The 17,444-nt window shown below is 34.0% G+C and carries 15 protein-coding genes, 2 tRNA genes and 1 other annotated feature (1 of these 18 running past the window's edge); of the genes, 5 read left to right on the top strand and 12 right to left on the bottom strand.

From position 1 onward, the window contains the following. Positions 1-171, bottom strand: a binding site (T-box leader); it reaches 27 nt to the left of the window's first position. 42 nt (positions 172-213) lie between these two features. The 5 genes from H8909_RS05905 to H8909_RS05925 form a co-directional block, all read right to left on the bottom strand. Continuing rightward, complete coding sequence (locus H8909_RS05905) at positions 214-1,185, bottom strand: Na/Pi cotransporter family protein (protein WP_117458418.1); 972 nt, start codon at positions 1,183-1,185, stop codon at positions 214-216. Positions 1,186-1,331: 146 nt separating this feature from the next. After that, positions 1,332-3,521, bottom strand: a complete 2,190-nt coding sequence (recD2, locus tag H8909_RS05910) for an SF1B family DNA helicase RecD2 (RefSeq protein ID WP_187012174.1) — start codon at positions 3,519-3,521, stop codon at positions 1,332-1,334. Next, entirely contained in the window at positions 3,521-4,651 is a 1,131-nt protein-coding gene (gene mnmA, locus H8909_RS05915) for a tRNA 2-thiouridine(34) synthase MnmA (protein ID WP_187012175.1), read from the bottom strand. Before mnmA ends, recD2 begins: the two co-directional genes overlap by 1 nt. 61 nt (positions 4,652-4,712) lie before the next feature. Further along, positions 4,713-5,639 (bottom strand): ROK family protein, encoded by a 927-nt coding sequence (locus H8909_RS05920; protein WP_187012176.1) that lies wholly within the window; start codon positions 5,637-5,639, stop codon positions 4,713-4,715. 48 nt (positions 5,640-5,687) lie between these two features. Beyond that, the gene (locus tag H8909_RS05925) at positions 5,688-6,656 is read right to left on the bottom strand and encodes an RluA family pseudouridine synthase (RefSeq protein ID WP_187012177.1); all 969 of its coding nucleotides are present in this window, start codon (positions 6,654-6,656) and stop codon (positions 5,688-5,690) included. A 73-nt stretch (positions 6,657-6,729) separates the two neighbouring features. Between H8909_RS05925 and H8909_RS05930 the strand changes: the two genes are divergently transcribed. Next, positions 6,730-7,263 (top strand): NUDIX hydrolase, encoded by a 534-nt coding sequence (locus tag H8909_RS05930; RefSeq protein WP_117458413.1) that lies wholly within the window; start codon positions 6,730-6,732, stop codon positions 7,261-7,263. Positions 7,264-7,278: 15 nt separating this feature from the next. Here the strand turns inward: H8909_RS05930 and H8909_RS05935 are convergent, their stop codons facing one another. The 6 genes from H8909_RS05935 to H8909_RS05960 form a co-directional block, all read right to left on the bottom strand. Beyond that, positions 7,279-8,706, bottom strand: a complete 1,428-nt coding sequence (locus H8909_RS05935; RefSeq protein ID WP_187012178.1) for an HAD hydrolase-like protein — start codon at positions 8,704-8,706, stop codon at positions 7,279-7,281. A 107-nt stretch (positions 8,707-8,813) separates the two neighbouring features. Then, a tRNA-Lys gene (locus H8909_RS05940) sits at positions 8,814-8,889 on the bottom strand. A 54-nt stretch (positions 8,890-8,943) separates the two neighbouring features. After that, positions 8,944-9,019, bottom strand: a tRNA-Lys gene (locus H8909_RS05945). An 82-nt stretch (positions 9,020-9,101) separates the two neighbouring features. After that, entirely contained in the window at positions 9,102-10,298 is a 1,197-nt protein-coding gene (gene thiI, locus H8909_RS05950) for a tRNA uracil 4-sulfurtransferase ThiI (RefSeq protein WP_117458411.1), read from the bottom strand. Positions 10,299-10,302: 4 nt separating this feature from the next. After that, on the bottom strand, positions 10,303-11,439 hold the full coding sequence (locus H8909_RS05955; protein ID WP_187012179.1) for a cysteine desulfurase family protein: 1,137 nt from the start codon (positions 11,437-11,439) through the stop codon (positions 10,303-10,305). Between the two features lie 49 nt (positions 11,440-11,488). Then, positions 11,489-13,231 carry a septation ring formation regulator EzrA gene (locus H8909_RS05960; protein ID WP_238928236.1) on the bottom strand — a complete coding sequence of 581 codons (1,743 nt, stop codon included), beginning with the start codon at positions 13,229-13,231 and terminating at the stop codon, positions 11,489-11,491. Between the two features lie 172 nt (positions 13,232-13,403). Between H8909_RS05960 and H8909_RS05965 the strand changes: the two genes are divergently transcribed. The 4 genes from H8909_RS05965 to H8909_RS05980 all read left to right on the top strand — a co-directional run bounded on the left by H8909_RS05965 (position 13,404) and on the right by H8909_RS05980 (position 16,980). Beyond that, complete coding sequence (locus H8909_RS05965; RefSeq protein ID WP_187012181.1) at positions 13,404-14,738, top strand: MATE family efflux transporter; 1,335 nt, start codon at positions 13,404-13,406, stop codon at positions 14,736-14,738. 212 nt (positions 14,739-14,950) lie between these two features. Next, positions 14,951-15,463: an O-acetyl-ADP-ribose deacetylase gene (locus H8909_RS05970; protein ID WP_187012182.1), complete on the top strand. Its 513-nt coding sequence runs from the start codon at positions 14,951-14,953 to the stop codon at positions 15,461-15,463. A 215-nt stretch (positions 15,464-15,678) separates the two neighbouring features. Further along, positions 15,679-16,284, top strand: a complete 606-nt coding sequence (rpsD, locus tag H8909_RS05975; RefSeq protein ID WP_187012183.1) for a 30S ribosomal protein S4 — start codon at positions 15,679-15,681, stop codon at positions 16,282-16,284. A 42-nt stretch (positions 16,285-16,326) separates the two neighbouring features. Further along, a complete protein-coding gene (locus tag H8909_RS05980; RefSeq protein ID WP_022425394.1) occupies positions 16,327-16,980 on the top strand; it encodes a trimeric intracellular cation channel family protein in 654 nt (217 codons plus the stop codon). Positions 16,981-16,996: 16 nt separating this feature from the next. On the opposite strand, the gene H8909_RS05985 is transcribed toward H8909_RS05980, so the two are convergent. After that, the gene (locus H8909_RS05985) at positions 16,997-17,305 is read right to left on the bottom strand and encodes a LytR/AlgR family response regulator transcription factor (protein ID WP_369409811.1); all 309 of its coding nucleotides are present in this window, start codon (positions 17,303-17,305) and stop codon (positions 16,997-16,999) included. Between the last annotated feature and the right edge of the window lie 139 nt (positions 17,306-17,444).

Genomic DNA, 17,444 nt, shown 5'->3' on the forward strand with positions numbered 1-17,444 from the left:
ATCCTTATTCATAGATAAATATATCTATGCCCTTTATGACTTTAACGCAGTCATACGTTGATGTTTACATCACTCTCGAAAGGAGCCTTCCTTCATACACCCAAGAACTTGCACCACCCGTTCTCTCTCTTAAGACCTCTATGAAGTACTTGTCTTTCTCAACGATTATGCCCCTATTATACATAAAAAAAAGATAAGGCGCAAGCCTTATCTCTATTCTTCGATTAAAGAACCTTCTGCAAGCATTTCACCCTTGATTGGTAATAACTTGTAGATCAGTTTCATAAATACTGCATCAAATGGTAACATGATTACTGTAGTTACAATATTGAATACTGTATGGAAGTTAGCCACCTGATGTGCTGGAGTTCCAGAGAATTGTGCAATCCATGATAATAATGGTGTAGCAGAACATATAATCAAGAAGAAGATTGTACCCACTAAGTTAAATAGGACATGGAATGTCGCAATACGCTTAGAGTTTCTACATCCAGTCACTGATGCAAGAACGGCAGTAATACAAGTACCGATATTTAGTCCACATACCATGAATGCTGCTGTACTAAATGGCACTAAGCCTTTAGTTGCAAGTGCAGATAGAATACCTACTGCAGCTCCAGAAGACTGGATCAAAGCAGTAAAGGCAGCTGCAAATAATACGGCAAGTATTGGATTAGAAAGAGTTGTCATTAATTTAATAAAGACAGGTTCCTTCTGAAGTGGCACAACGGCCGCGCTCATCATATTAAGCCCCATGAAGAGAATACCAAATCCAGTCATAACTGAACCAATACCTCTCACATTACGATTCTTGAAGAATAAGCACATGAAGACACCCACAACTGCAAAGACCGGTGCGACAACACCTACATTAATCGCAATCATCTGTGCTGTAATAGTTGTACCGATATTAGAACCCATTACAACCCAGATACATCTGTTTAATGTCATTAAGCTGGCATTCATGAAACCAATCAACATAACAGTCACTGCAGAAGAACTCTGTACAGCAGCTGTTACACCGATTCCGACAAGAACACCTTTAAATTTTGTATTTGTTAGTTTTTCTAAGATAGTTTTTAAGCGGTCACCTGCAGCATCTTCTAAGGAATCACTCAAAACCTGCATTCCATACAAAAAGAGTGCTAGCCCACCTAATAAGTCAAGCCAATTCGTTATTTTCATAATCTCGTTTTCCTTCTTTTACCACTACATTATAACGTGTCTCTACGTAAATGTCGTTAACTAAATGTTAAAATAATCTTAAGTTTATGTAAAGTACTTTACAAAAATAACTTAAATTTAATGTTTTTAACGAACTATTTACTTGATTATTCGAAGTCAGATATCGAAAAAGAAGAAGTTTTATGCCTCTCCTGAAAACGTTTGAGTAATGTTGTACGTCTTTGTTCATCCTGATTATTATGAAGGCCACGAATAAAGACATTATGATCTCCTAGGATAAATAAAGACTGCTTGGCTCTTGTGATACCTGTATATAATAAGTTTTTCTTCATCATAATGCTGTATTCTGGAAGTACTGACATAATAACAATCTTAAATTCATTACCCTGAGATTTATGAACAGACATACAATAAGCATGTCTTAACATATTGAATTCAGTCGTACGGTAGTTTACAAACTGCCCATCAAAATCAACAGTGAGAGTATCATAAGATAATCCAGTATCTTCTTTCTTTTCAATTTCTACTAAGATTCCTACATCCCCATTATAAACATCATCATCAGGACGATTTTTTAATTGAAGAAGCTTATCTCCTTCTCTAAAGATCTTACCACCCACTTTGATTTCAGCTTTATCACTTGTTGGCGGGTTAAACATAGCCTGTAAAGATTCATTTAAAGCATCTATACCTGCTACACCTCTATACATAGGTGCTAATACCTGTACATCGGATGCATCATATCCCTCTTCTACCGCTTTTTTCACAATAGTCTGCACACATTGTGCAACATCCTTGTTAGGACATACTGTAAAATGAATATCTCGATAATCTTCAAAAACATGAGAATCATAATGATCATTTCTGATATCATGAGATAATGCGACAATACCACTGCCTTCTTCTTGACGATAGATTGTCTGTAAGCAGATATGTGGAATACCACTCAATAACATATCCTTTAAGACGTTACCTGGTGATACTGATGGAAGCTGCTGGTCATCACCAATAAGTAATATTTTATGTACATGAGCACAAGCATCTAATAATTTAGAAAATAAGAGTGAATCAACCATTGAGAACTCATCAATGACAAGCAAATCAATATCTAATGGATGATCCGAGTTCATAGAAAATGTATTGGTAGAAATATCCCATTTTAATAATCTATGAATAGTAGATGCTTCTAGTTTAGTAAGTTCTGATAATCGTTTTGCTGCACGCCCTGTAGGAGCTACGAGTCCTATCTTTTCATCAGGATATAATGAACGATAAACCTTTAATATAGCCTGTACAATCGTTGTTTTACCAGTACCAGGACCACCTGTTAAAATAAGTGCTGATTCTTCTAAAAACTTCTTAATCGCATTCTTCTGTATTTCATCATAAGTAATACCCTGTAATTCTTCTGTTCTTTTAATCTTTTCATCAATGACGGAATCTTCAATAGACTGCGTTGATTGTTTAACATAACGTTCAAACTTTTCTGCAATCATTGTCTCACTTTCATATAAATCTCTTGGATAATAACGGTCTTCTTCCTGAATAACCTTTTCAGCTATGATTTTATCTAGATTCTTCGCAAATAAATCATCAGGACATTCAGGTAACATACGTCTAAAGTGATGATAAAAGGATTCATAATCACTATAGGTGCTTCCTGTCTGGAAACATAAATCCATTAAAGAAGCTAGTATACCTGCCTGGATACGTTTATCATCTAATGGTTCTACACCTGTTTTCATTGCAAGTTCATCAACACTTTTAAAACCAATACCTTCTATATCATCAATGAGGCGATATGGATCATTTTGTAATACATCAAGTGTCTTATCTTTATAGAAGTTTTGAATGAGTGGTAAATTACGAGTAGAAATACCATTTCCCATAAAGAAAGATAAAACCTGTTGATCATAATCCTGACTTGTCAATACACCTACAATATTCTTCTTAATTGTTTCTGTAACATTGGGAATATTATTTAAACAATCAGGATTATCCTTAATAAGAGTTAAGGCTTCCTCCCCTAATGCATCCACAATTCTTTCAGCCGTCTTCTTACCCACTCCCTTAAAGAGTGATGAAGAAAGATAGCGGATAATCTCACTTCGATCATCCGCTAGAATTATTTCATAAGAAGACACTTTGAATTGTTTACCATAACGGGGATGTGTGACATAGCTTCCTTTAATACGATAACGATCATCATTATTTACATAGGACATATTTCCTATAATAGTGAATTTTTCATCATCTGTCTCAAAAGCTGCTACTATATATTTATTTTCTGGATTATAGAAAATAACTTTACTAATAATGCCTTCGTATTCTTCCATTATAAATAGTCAATCTCCTTGCCGTCTTTATAGACTTTATCAATTGTACCTCCACCTAGACATACATCTCCATCATAGAAGACAGCAGCCTGACCTGGAGTGACAGCCTTGATTGGTTTCTTAAATGTAACATAAAGTGTTGTTTCATCAATAAAGTGTAATGAAACATCATTATCCTTCTGACGATATCTAAACTTAGCAGTACAGTCATATTCACCTTCTGGCTTTGTTGCAGAGATCCAGTTGACATCAGTAATCAATGCACCATGAGATAATAACCATTTATTACTATCACCCTGAGCAATATAAAGAATATTCTTGTCATAATCTTTTCCTACGACAAACCAAGGTTCACCATTACCACCAATACCTAAACCTTTTCTCTGCCCGATTGTATAATACATAATACCCTGATGTTCACCAATAACCTTCTTAGAGACAATATCTACCATCTTGCCTGATTTAGCCGGAATATAGTTCTTTAAGAATTCTCTAAAATCTCTTTCACCAATGAAACAGATTCCTGTAGAGTCCTTTTTATGTGCTACAGGAAGATCAAGTTCTTCTGCAATTTGTCTTACTTCTGGTTTAGTGAGTTCACCAATTGGGAACAATGAGTTATTTAACTGATTCTGATTCAATTGACATAAGAAATAAGTCTGATCCTTATTATTATCTACACCACGAAGCATCACTGATTCTTTTCCTTCAGTATGTACAACACGGGCATAATGTCCTGTCGCAATATAATCAGCATCAATAGACTTAGCATAATCTAAGAAAGCTTTAAATTTAATATGTTTATTACATAGGATATCTGGATTAGGTGTGCGTCCTTTTGCATATTCTTCTAAGAAATATGTAAAAACCTGATCCCAGTATTCTTTAATAAAATCCACTCTACGGATTTCAAGTCCTAAATGTGATGCAACCGCCTGTGCATCTAAATAATCTTTTTCCTGTGGACATACATCATCATCATTTGTAGGGTTACCTAGAATATCATTATTTAATGAACTATCCCAGTTTCTCATAAATACACAGATTACTTCGTAACCTTGTTTCTTTAATAAATAAGCAGCAACGGCACTATCCACACCGCCACTTAATCCAAGTACAACTCTTTTCATGTTCTACCTCCCTTTGTCTAGTATTCTACCACACAAAAAAGGCTCTTGAAAGAGCCTCCTATTATTCTGCCTTCATTCTTGTCATTGGAAGCATTGCAGCACCGATAGCACCACAGTCTTCTAATTCTGTTTCAAGTAGTGGAATATGATTTCTCATACCTACATGAATCTTCTGATTGAATTCTTTTGTTAATTGATCTAGGAAATACTTCTTAGACTTCATAACACCACCACCTACTACAAAGCAATGTGGATCAACTGTATGTGCGATATTTGCGAATAATGTAGCAAGTTCACTAATGCATTCATCCGCAATACCCTGAGCTGTTTCATTACCTTCAGCAGCTAATCTAAATACATCACCTGCATGATGTACTAAATCTTTACCAAGAGCTTCCTGACCCTTTCTAGTGATTGCAGTACCAGAACATTCTCCTTCGGCAGCACCGGGGTTTAAAGCACCCTGCTTATAACCATTATTCTTAACGATAATATTACCGATTTCACCAGCATGTCCTCTACCACCAGAGATTAACTGTTTATTGACTGTGAAAGCTCCACCAATACCAGTAGAAACTGTTACATAATAACAAGTTGGATAATTCTTACCAGCACCTAATACCGCTTCAGCAAGACCAGCAACATTTGCATCATTATCTAAGAATACAGGTTTATTGAATTTTGTAGATAACTTTTCAGCAATTGGGTAATTTTCAAAACCAGGAAGGTTGCTTGCCATAATCATAACACCCTTTACAACATCAACTGGTCCAGGAACACCAATACCAATACCTTCTACATTTTCAATACCACCACATACTGTATAATCGATTGCTTCAATCTGACGACAGATTTTTGCAGTAACAGCATCTGGACCTTTTTCTCTTTCAGTAGCATCCTTCACTTCACTATATGACTGACCATTTTCATCAACAAGTAAAGTTCTTACGTTTGTACCACCTAAATCAATTCCAATATAATACTTCATGTTCTATATACCTCCTTGAAATATTATATTACATATTACACTTCCACGCTATGAAAAAAGTTCTTTTTGTATCTTTTCTAACTGTTCTGGTAACTGTGATGTAACCGTTTTACCCTTTAAGTAGCTCATAGAGCCTATCGGATCCACAAAAGTTAATTGATAAGCATGGAGGAACTGATGATTGAGATGAAACTTTTTCTTTACTTCCTTATTCCATTCAAAATCTCCATATTTACTATCACCCATAACTGGATGTCCTGTCGCACTTAAATGAATACGAATCTGATGTGTACGGCCAGTAATAAGCTGTACTTCTACTAAAGAACATGTAGAACATTTTTTTAAGACATGTACTATTGTTTTCATAGATAAAGCCCCCGGTGTATCTTTCTTTACTAAATACATCTTTCCTTCATCTTCATTCTTTTTGACGTATCCTGATAATGTAGCATCCTTCATATGTCCCATCGCAATAGTAAGATACTTCTTTTCAATGCCTTGTCTTGTTTTCATCATTGTATTTAAATCCTGAAGTGCACGCATATCTTTACCGAAGATGACAAGTCCACTTGTATTACGGTCTAAGCGATGCACTGGACCTGGTGTAAAGCTGATATTCTTTTCTGGATCATATTCACCCTTCTGATATAAATAAGTGAGTACCTGGTTAGATAATGTATTCACTGATTCATTGATATCTTCATGAACAAGCAATCCTGCAGGTTTATCTACAATAAGAATATGTGTATCTTCATAAACAACTTTAAAAGTAATAGGTAACTCATAAATTGTTAAAGGCTTTGTGTATTCCTTGAATTTATCTTCATATAAGAATAGTTCCACCTCATCTCCCGAATGAAGAATATAGTTTTCCTTTACTCTTTTACCATTTACTTTAACATCTTTTTTTCTTAACATTTTATATATAAGTGAAGAAGGTGCCTGGACTAACACTTTCTTTAAGTATTTATCTATTCTTTGATGATCATCATATTGATCGATTACTAATTTTTTCATAATATCTCCTTTACCCCCTCATTATAGCATACACCTCTTAGATTATGGTATAATAAAAGTCGAGGTGACAATCATGGAAAAACAAATAGATTCAACAACAATTTATGATGGAGCCATCATAAAGGTAACTAAGGAACATGTATTATTACAAGACGGTAATACTGCTGTACGTGAATGTGTATATCACCATGGTGGTGTATGTATTCTTGCGATAGAGGATGATGAAATTATTCTTGTAAAGCAGTTCCGTTATCCAAATAGATGCGATACATTAGAAATACCTGCAGGTAAGCTAGAATTAGGAGAAGATCCTGATAAGGCCTGTTATCGTGAATTTGAGGAAGAAACAAACAGACGTGCTAAAAATATGCGTCCTATCTTAAAGATGCTTCCTACACCTGGTTATTCAAGTGAAATACTTAGAATTTATGAAGCAGAAGACTTTAAAGAAGTAGAAGATTCATTACAGTGTGATGCAGATGAATTCTTAAATATCATTAAAATGCCTATCGATGAAGCTTACAAAGCAATCTTTGATGGACGCATTATTGATGGTAAAACTGTCATTGCAGTTATGTACGCTTATAACAGAAAACATTGCAAATAGTAAAAGAGCTCTAGGTTAAGAGCTCTTTTTACTTAGTATAGAGTATTTAATCACTTCTACGATTGAAACAATCACTACATTCATAATATAACAATGAATCATCTTTAAAGCAGAAAGAGTCATCAATGTATTATCATTCATATAAGTATAGTAATCTGGAATAACATTCGTAATAGAATGAAGACCATTGAAGATGAATTCAAAAATTGATTCAACAACATCAATATAACCTAAACTAATTGCATGTAATACCTTCACAACAGGCTGATCCATCATATTACCTAACGCAATATGAACTACTAAACCAAGTAAGAGAATCATCAATGATAATAATAAGACATAACTAATATTAATAAAAGTATTAATAATATGATGATCAGGCTTCTTTTTTTGTTCTTCTACCACTGGTTCTTTTTTATCTTCTTCTTTTTCTTCTGGAGCATTGTTTTCAGCTTCCATAACCTTTGCGATGACATCATTTAATGCAGCCGTATCCTGCGCATTCAGTGATAATGCGGTAGGTTCTTCTTTTTTTTCTTCTACTACAGATTCTTCTACTTCTTCTTTTTCTAATTCTGCTAGATCTTCATCACTGAAGGTAAAACGTCTTGGACGTTCTTTAGTGAGTTCAGAGAGTTTAGATATATAAGTAGATTTAATGATTTTTAATAAGTCAGGATCATCCTTATAGACTTCCTGCAAGTTTGCGAATAAAGCCTTTAATTTAGCAACAGACATCTCTTTGTCCATACCAAGAAGCGGTTCAAAGATCTTATAATCTTCATAACGACCAAAAAGAATATCATTCAATGCTTCATACATTGTATTGGCTACCTGATAAGAACAGCTGATTTCATCATCTCCTGCTTCTACCAAATCATTTAAATAAATAGTATTCATTCCAATATTATTAGCTGAATGAAGAATACCATTCATAGAAGTAATGACTAATGTATCTTTAGGTGTTACCTGGAATCTTTTATCAATATAAGCAAGCAGTTCTTCTGAAGGAAGTGCTTTAATATCTGTATCACATCCAATAACATAATCAACTTTACGATACAAAGAACCAAGTTCTAGATAATTAATAGCTGTTTTAGTTTTATGAGTAGAAACAATTGCAATTGGAATATTATTCTGACGAAAGTATTCAAATAACTCAATAACACCATCTTTTGGTGATAAACCCTTCATGTTCAAATAATTATATAAATCTTTTTCTACAGTTGCATTAAGCTTCTGACTATTAATTGTCGTCGCAAGCGGAAGAGTTTCATACATTGAATACATATTACCTAAAGCATGATAGAACTCTTCAGGAGTAACAGTAATATTTTTCTTTTTACATAAATTCTTATAGAAATTATAGCGGAGTCTGTTTAGGGGGAATATACATCCATCCAGTTCTATGATTGCTAGTTTTAATTCTGTATCCTCTCTCATAAATAATACCCCTTTCCCTAATCTAACCTCCATTATAGCAAATTCCCAAATGATATGCTATCATATACAACAAAAAAGCAGAACCGAAGTTCTGCATTGTTTACAAATGGTCTCCCCGCACGGGCTCGAACCGTGGACCCTCTGATTAAGAGTCAGATGCTCTACCAACTGAGCTACGGAGAGATAGTTCTTGATATTTCTATCAAGAATATCAGGTTTATCCTGTTAAATTTTAAATGGTCTCCCCGCACGGGCTCGAACCGTGGACCCTCTGATTAAGAGTCAGATGCTCTACCAACTGAGCTACGGAGAGAGGTGTGTCCTCAACCGACGAGTTATATATTACACGATTAAGAACACTTCGTCAACTACTTTATAAACTTTTTTTACTTTTTTTAAAACAAGTCATCATTGTTCTTATATTTAGAGTTTATGATGATTGTTTCTGTATGATCAATACACTTCTGTACTTCTGATGCAAAGTCCCATTCTGCTTCATAGCCTTCTGCTTTATAAGCCTTAGGTTTAGTAGCTGGGTTATGTGGTGTAAAGATTGTACAGCAGTCTTCAAATGGTCTAATAGAGATATCATATGTACCAATCTTTTCTGCAATCTTAATGATTTCTAGTTTATCCATACATGCGACTGGACGAATAACTGGAGTAGTAATCACCTGATTGATTGTATTCATAGATTCAAGTGTCTGAGATGCGACCTGTCCGATACTTTCACCATTTACTATAGCTAAGCAGTCATTCTTCTTTGCAACACCTTCCGCAATTCTATACATCATACGGCGCATCACTGTCATAGCATAAGATTCATCACAATGATCATATACAGATAACTGAAGATCAGTAAATGGCACGATATGTACTTTAATAGAGCCATGTGTATAGTCTTTTAAGACATTGACTAGATCTAATACCTTTTCTCTTGCCATTTCATTTGTATAAGGTGGAGAAGCATAATGAATACATTCAATATCTACACCACGCTTCATAGTGAGATAACCTGCCACAGGTGAATCAATACCACCAGACAGCATTAATAAAGCTTTACCACCAATACCTACTGGATAGCCTCCTGCACCTGGAATCATATTATCCATAATATAAATTGCATCTTTTCTATATTCTACACGCACTAAGATATCTGGGTTATGTACATCAACAGATAATTCTTTAGTTGTATGATGGAATACATAGCCTGCAATTTCTTTATTCATTTCAATAGAATTCTTAGGATATGATTTATCATGTCTCTTGGTATCAATCTTAAATGTATTTCCTTCATCATGATCAATAATATAAGTAACAACTTCTTTTGCTTTTTCTAAGTCATGTTCCACCTTATAACATAATGAAAAGTTATGAATACCAAAGATTGTCTTTAACTTATCTGTTACTTCTTCCGCATTTTCTTCATTTAAATAAATATAAAGACGGTCATATGTTAATTCATATTCTAAGGCAGAATAGTCATGAAGTATTTCTTTTGTATTCTTTAATAGTTTTCTAATGAATAGTTTACGATTCTTTCCTTTTGTAGTTAATTCTCCAAAACGGACAAGGATATGATCTGGTTTCATCTAATTACCTCTGTTTCTTAATTCTATTTAATGTATCTTTTAATGCATCTAGGAATGTATCTAATTCCTCTTTTGTAGTGAGATGTGAGAATGAGAGTCTGAGTGCACTTGTTCCAATAAGGGGATCTAAATGCATAGCAGCCAGTGTATGAGAGATTTCTACTTTTTTACTTGAACATGCACTCTTAGTAGAAATATAGATTCCTTTAGTTTCTAAATCATGCACAATAACTTCTGGTTTATAGTGTGGACATGAAATGTTTAAAATAAATGGACTCGCATCCTCTGGTGAATTAATCACTACATTGTCCATCGCACTTAATTGTACACGTAAATAGTCATTTAGTGACTTTACATAATCATAATGATTCTTTTGTGATTCAATAGCTTTACGCATTGTCTTTGCGAGTACAATATCCACGCATGCATTACTTGTACCACCTCTTAAGCCATTTTCCTGCTGACCACCATTAATAAGAGGTATAATGCTTGCAGTACGCTTCTTATAGAGTAATCCACTTCCCTTTAAGCCAAATACCTTATGAGCTGAGAAAGTAGCTAAATCTATATCATCTAATGTAATAGGAAGCTTACCTAAAGCCTGTACCATATCTACATGATATTTAGTTTTAGGATTCTTTTTATGTACAATAGATGCAATTTTATGAATAGGATTAATTGTTCCTACTTCATTATTCACATACATTGTAGAAACAAGAATTGTATCTTCTCTTATTAAAGATTCTAATTCTTTTAAATCAAGATGTCCATTTGAATCAATAGACACATAATCTACATCAAAGCCAAACACTTCCTCTAATTGTTTAAATGTATTGGCAACACTTGAATGTTCAAAAGCTGTTGTAATAATATGCTTTCCTCTATTCATATATTGGAAAGCTGTTCCTTTAATTGCTGTATTGTTGGATTCTGATGCACATGATGTAAAAATCAATTCATCAGGAGAAACATGAAGTAATTTCGCAATATGAGCTCTTGATTGCTCAATTAAACGGCTTACTTCATAACCTGGTGCATATGCAGAATCAGAATTCGCAAAATAAGTTGTTAAAAGTTTTGTATATGTAGAGCGTATTTCCTCATCAAGAGGTGTCGTAGCTACATAGTCTAGATAAATCATCTAATCACCTCGCCTTAAATAATAACGATATAAAAGAAAAAAGTCCACCCTAAGCGGACTTAATTTCTTTCCTTTTAATAAGCTCTTCATATTTTCCTGGTTCAAGTCTTTCTAGAATATCTACTGCCACTTGTAATGCATTACGATATTCACCATTTCTAAATAAGACTTCAGCCTTTGTAAGTTCTGTATTCACTTCTAAGAACATTGAACGATAACGGTTCGCATAAACAATTGCATCTTCAACCATACCTGCAGTTACAATCATATTATGTACATTATCATAAAGCTTATAAATCACATCTCTTGCCCCTTCTACCTTGGCACATAACTCATTCAATACAACTGGTTTATGGGCTTTAAAACGTTTAATTTCTTCTACTTTATTATAAGAATCCGCAATATAATCACGATAAGAATCATTTACTAAAGGAAGATGTTCATTCTTGATTTCTGACTTAATTTCTAATAAGACAATATTGATATTTTCTAAGAGTTCTTCTGTTTTCTGATTCTTAGTATCAATATCTTCTTTCTGCTTTTTAAATTCTTCAAGATAAGCATCATGCTGCATCATTCGATCATATAGATTTTCTACATGTTCCAACATATTTGCATAAGCGAAATGTCCAGATTCCATCTGTTCAATTAAATCATTGGCATCCTTTTGAATCTGTTTAAATTCTTCATACTTCTTACTGATTACAACTTCTTCTTCATCAATCACAAATTCAGTAATCAAACGACGATATTCTTTCATTGTATTTTGATAAACATCTGTCAATCTCTGAAGTTCATTATAACTTTCTCTCCACTTTTCCTTAAACTGCTTATAAGAATCAAGTTCTTTACCCAAATCAATCACTAATTCTTCAATTAATCCAGTTAATGGTTCAAGCACTTCTGCTGCACCTTTGATATCAACATTCTTTACATGGGCAATAGATTCTTCCATCTGTTTATCTACTTCCTGACGACGTGCTGCAATATTCATTTCTTCAAGTGCATATTCATCACCTTCTAAAGAAGTAATCAATTCATCCACCTTATCAATCTTACTTGGTAATAAGTCAGATACAACATATACATAAGAAGGAAGATCCTTTAAGTTCTCTTGAAGACTATCAATACGATTTTCAATTTCTTCAGTAAAATTCTTTGCATCCGCAAACATCTGATTATTCATCAATGTTTCAAGCTTCACAAAATCATCATCTAATTCTTTAAACATTTCTAAAGCATGTGGTACAAATTCTTCTACTTTAACACGAATCTTTTCATACTCATTGCCTACCTCACGGTATTTTCCTTTTACTCTAATGATTTCTACACGCTGGATGTTTTCTATTTCTGTCACCTTCTCAATACGTGCAAGAAGGTCTTTAGCGTCATGATCATAACGCTGAGTCATTTCACGAATCAACGCAAACTTCTTCTTTATACCATGGGTCTTTCCATAAAATAAAGATTCATCCACTTCATTCACAAGAACACCTAATTCATTCTTTTGGAATTCAGTAATCTTTTCAAAATCTTTTGTGAATTGTTCATATTCTTCAGCCACTTCTGGCATATTTTTCGCAATAGACTGTACACGGCCTAATCTATATTGTAATGGTAGTGTTTTAATTCCATTGATCTGGTTTTGTAAGTCCAATATTTCCTGACGATATATCTTTAATTTAATTGAATGATATACAATCATGAAAATAATCAAAGCTACAAGAATAGTTCCAAATATTATTAAGTTTCTTACTCCTACATATTCTATAAAATTCTTCATATAATCCATAAAACATCCCTCTCTTACATATCGATATAATTTTATCATATTTTCCAAGTCATTTCATTATGGAATCGTGAAACACTATTAAAAAATACACATATGTATATTTCTTTTTGTGAAAATCTTTACTCTTTCTTAAAAATAGGAATATGATTGTATTGTTTAGGGAGGGTAAAAGATGAATGAAAGTACAGATTTAATTAATGGAAAGATATGGAAAGCCATCCTCTGGTTTTCTATTCCAATGTTAGTGGGGAATTTATTTCAACAGCTCTATAATACTGTAGACTCCTATGTTGTAGGGAACTTTGTAAGTTCAGGTGCCCTTGCAGCAGTTGGGCAGTCTACACCAATCATTAATACTCTTGTTGGTTTCTTTACTGGTCTTGCGACAGGTGCTGGAGTAGTCATTGCCCAATATTTTGGTGGCAATCATTTAAATAAGATGAAAAAAGCAATTCATACTTCAATTGCCTTAACTCTTATTTTATGTGTATTATTCACTATTCTAGGTATCGGATTATCAAAACAAATTTTAATTCTTATTGGTTCTCCTGATTCAGTCATGGCTCCTGCTTCTCTATATTTACGTATTTATTTTGGTGGCATTTCTTTTGTATGTATTTATAATATGGGATCTGGTATATTACGTGCTGTAGGTGATTCTAAAACTCCTTTATACTATTTAATTGTTGCATCTATTATAAATATTATTTTAGACTTTGTTTTTGTATTATATTTTCATATGGGTGTTGCCGGTGCTGGATGGGCTACTTTTATTGCCCAGGGAATCAGTGCATTACTTGTTATGATCAAATTAGTATTTTCTAAAGAAATCTATAAAGTAGAGTTTAAAGATATTTCTATCGATATGCCTATTTTAAAGAAGATTATTGAAATAGGAATCCCTACTGCCCTTCAGCAGTCCATTGTATCTTTTAGTAATGTCATTGTACAATCTTATATTAATTCATTTGGTGCAAATGCAGTGGCTGGTTATACTTCTTATGTTAAAATCGATGGGTTCCTACAGCTGCCAATTCAAAGCTTTGCGATGGCTATTACGACTTTTACTGGACAAAACATTGGTGCGCGTGCCATAGACCGTGTTAAGAAAGGTCTTCGTACAACAATGGCAATGACTTTTGGAGTAACAACTATGGGAGTGCTTATTATTTATATATTTGGAGAACAATTAGTAGGTATCTTCTCTAGTGATCCCGAAGTGATTAAATATGGTTATTTAATGGCACGAATATTCGCAGCAGGTTATCTTACATTACCTGTCATACAGATTATATCTGGTGCATTAAGAGGTGTTGGTTTATCAAATATTCCTATGTATTTCATGGTAGGTACTTTTGTCTTTTTAAGACAGATTTATCTTGCGATTGCAGTACCTTTAACTCATAACATTGGTATTGTATTTGCAGGATGGCCAGTTACATGGGTAATCTGTATGATTGGTTTACTTATTTATTACTTCCGTGTACATTGGTTAGATCATGTATAAGAATATCGGTATTATTCCGATATTCTTTTTTTGTAGTGGTATAATTGATATTGGACTGAATATCCATAAGAAAACTTATAGTTTAAGTGCTGGTTTAAAGGAATCAGGTGAAGTATTTTCTGAGACTAGGATTCCAGCTGATTCTGATTTTATTATCAAGCAGGCTACCCTGACCATTTTTTATACTAGAAGCTTGCAGAAAGAGGTAATATATGATTAAAACAATTCTAGGTGATATCACAAAAGTGACAGATGTAGAGGCTATTGTGAATGCAGCGAATAATCTTCTTTTAGGTGGTGGAGGCGTAGATGGCGCAATCCACAAGGTTGCTGGGCCTGAACTACTTAAAGAATGTAGAACACTTCATGGATGTGAGACAGGCGAAGCTAAAATTACAAAAGCATATAACCTTCCTTGTGATTATGTGATTCATACCGTGGGACCAATATGGTATGGTGGAAGTCATAATGAAGAAGAATTGCTGGCTAATTGCTATTACAATTCTATGAAGCTTGCAATGGAGCATGGTATTAGAAAGATTGCCTTCTCTTCTATTTCTACTGGTGTCTATCATTTCCCGGTTGAAAAAGCGGCGCATATTGCACTCGAGACAGTATCTCAATTCTTAAAAGAACATACTAATGATTTTGATTTGGTAGAATGGGTTCTCTTTGATTCTCATACTCAATCTGTATATGAAGCAGAATTGAAGAAATTTATGTAGTTTTCATCAACTTTTATTTGACTTTCACTACTTTATTAAGTATAATCAGACTCGCAATAAAATGAATAGCGGTACATAACAGTCGTGCAGCTACGTTCTTGACTTAGGGATGCAAAGTATCTTACCGCAAGAGAAATGCTTAATAAGAACATACGCAGGGTGAGTTATGAATTGTTATTGTTTTATGCAAATAAAACAATAAGGAGGTAACGTCAATGGCACGTTATACAGGCCCAATCTGGAAAAAGTCTAGAAGACTTGGTTTCTCAGTATTGGAAAACGGAAAAGAATTAAACAAGAGACCTTATGCTCCAGGTCAGCATGGTCAGAAGAGACACAAGAGCACTGAATATGGTCTTCAGTTAGCAGAAAAGCAGAAAGTAAGACATATGTATGGTATTAACGAAAAGCAGTTCCACAACACTTTCAACCGCGCTTCTAAGATGGAAGGTGTAACTGGTTCAAACTTCTTATTCTTACTTGAATCAAGATTAGACAACGTAGTTTATAGAATGGGATTTGCAACTACTCGTAGAGCAGCTAGACAGTTAGTAAACCATGGTCATATTTTATTAAACGGTATCAAGACTGATATCCCTTCATGTAAAGTAAATCCTGGTGACGTTATTACTGTTAAGGAAAAATCTCAGCAGTTAGATGTTATCAAGACAGCTTTAGAAGCTCAGACTCATGTTCCTGGCTTCGTTGAAGTAGATGCTGAAAAGAGAACTGGTAAGTTCACTAGACTTCCTGAAAGATCTGAATTAAATCAGGAAATCAACGAACAGCTAATCGTCGAATACTATAACAGACTTGGTTAATTCTATTAGCAGCCTTAGGGCTGCTTTTTTATTGGAGTAGATATGAATGCAACATTTAATTTAGTCATGGATATTATTGGCACGATTGCTTTCGCAATTTCTGGTGTTATGGTTGCGAGTAAAAAAAAGATGGATTTGTTTGGTATAAATATTCTTGCACTATGTACAGCAGTTGGTGGAGGGATGGTCAGAGATGTACTGATTGGTGTCACTCCCCCTGTTATGTTTAGAAATCCAATCTTTGTAATCATTGCATTAGTGACTGCCAACTTGACAATTTTAATATTATATTTTCATAAGAAAACAACTAGAAAGAGTATTGAATCTCTAACAACTCAATTATTATTTATCTTTGATACTTTAGGTCTTGCTGCATTCACAATGGATGGAGTGAATGCAGGTATGGCAGTTCATACAGGAATATTTCTTCCTGCCTTCCTTGGTGTGATGACAGGTGTAGGTGGAGGTATTATCCGTGATGTTCTCGCAAATGAATTACCGCAGGTATGTGTGAAACAGATCTATGCATCTGCTTCCATCGTTGGTTCCATCATTACATGTTTATTCATAAAGTATGGAGAAACAAATACTGCAGTTATATTAGGCTTTATTATAGTTGTACTTATTAGAGTACTTGCAGCCCATTATCGATGGGATTTACCAACAATTGAATACTATGAAGACAAACAAAAATAGGTTCTCGCGTGAGAACCTATTTTTTTGCATCATCATCAATACCTGACTGAATATTTGTACAGTCCATTAAAGAGTTAATAAGCTGTGCACGATTACGTTTAGTCATTGGGACCTTTTCACCTGTTGTAAGTTCTACATAATCATGACCAAATAAACGAATATATTCTCTATTAATCGTATAGCTTCTATGAATCTTAAAAAATTGTGTACCGAGTAACTCTTCCATCTTATTAAAAGAGACAGTACATGTAATTTCACCTTTACTTGTATATATAACTGTGTTGTGCTGGAATGCCATTACATAATGTATATCCTTTAAAGGAATTAAACATGTGTGTTTACTTTTTGATTATTTTGGCGTAGCTGACCAATAATTCCGATTTAGCCTGATCATTAATTCCGATACACTTGACCAATCATTCCGATTAGGTTGATCAATTATATTATACATACTCCTTTTCTAG

This window comes from Catenibacterium faecis (assembly GCF_014306455.1).
GTDB lineage: Bacteria > Bacillota_I > Bacilli_A > Erysipelotrichales > Coprobacillaceae > Catenibacterium > Catenibacterium mitsuoka_A.